Origin of the sequence: Rhodococcus phenolicus (assembly GCF_001646785.1) — a bacterium.
Lineage (GTDB): Bacteria > Actinomycetota > Actinomycetes > Mycobacteriales > Mycobacteriaceae > Rhodococcus > Rhodococcus phenolicus.
The window spans coordinates 1-692 of record NZ_LRRH01000143.1 but is presented as its reverse complement, the minus strand read 5'-3'; the positions used below and the strand labels follow the sequence as shown (position 1 = coordinate 692).

Below are 692 nucleotides of genomic sequence, written 5' to 3'. Positions count from 1 at the left end.
TCGTCGAGGGGTTCGCCGGTTAGTACCTCGACTACTACGGCGAGATCGGCGTGGGTGAGGCCGCCGTCTCCAACGGTTTTGCGGGTGCGTGACATCTGAGTTTCTGTCCTTGGAGGTGTGGCCGGCGTTTGCTCAGGCTTGTACAGGAAAGTTGCCTGAAGCGCATCATGCTGATGACGTCGCAGCCAATAATGGTGCTTTGCCAGCAAAGCCGTTGAGCGAGTTCGATGTAGGAGCCGAGGGGCTCGTTGTTACCGCTGCCGTCCCCGCTGGGGCGTAAGGCGATGGAGATGGCCGGGGTGGATCGGCTCGATGCGCTGTACACCGCGATTGATGCCGTGCGGTGCGGCGGGACGATTTCGATCAGCGGTGTCTACGGCGGCATGAAGGATCCGCTGCCGATGATGACGATGTTCACAGGATCCGCCATCGGATTGTTCGTCAGCGTGGTGGCAGGGTGTGCGGGGAGTCGAGGGGTTACAGCCTCCACAACCTCAGCAGTGCCGCGCGCAGGCTGCGCGCGGCGGTGGCCACTGGGAGGGGGTCGAGGTCGGTGCGGATGCGCAGGCGGTAGGTCACGGCAGAGCGGGTGTGGGGGATGCGGTGCGGGCCGGTGTCTACGACGGCCGGCGGATGCAGCTGGGTGTTGTCGTCGCTGATGCGGAGGATGATGTCGCCGGGTTGCAGGCGGG

The 692-nt window shown here is 64.5% G+C and carries 2 pseudogenes; one reads left to right on the top strand and one right to left on the bottom strand.

What is annotated here, in order from left to right:
* Positions 1-257 precede the first annotated feature (257 nt).
* Positions 258-416: pseudogene (locus A8G15_RS32125) on the top strand (glutathione-dependent formaldehyde dehydrogenase); the annotation flags it as partial.
* 61 nt (positions 417-477) lie between these two features.
* Here A8G15_RS32125 and A8G15_RS31295 read toward each other — a convergent pair.
* A pseudogene (locus A8G15_RS31295) lies at positions 478-692 on the bottom strand (phosphatidylserine/phosphatidylglycerophosphate/cardiolipin synthase family protein); the annotation flags it as partial.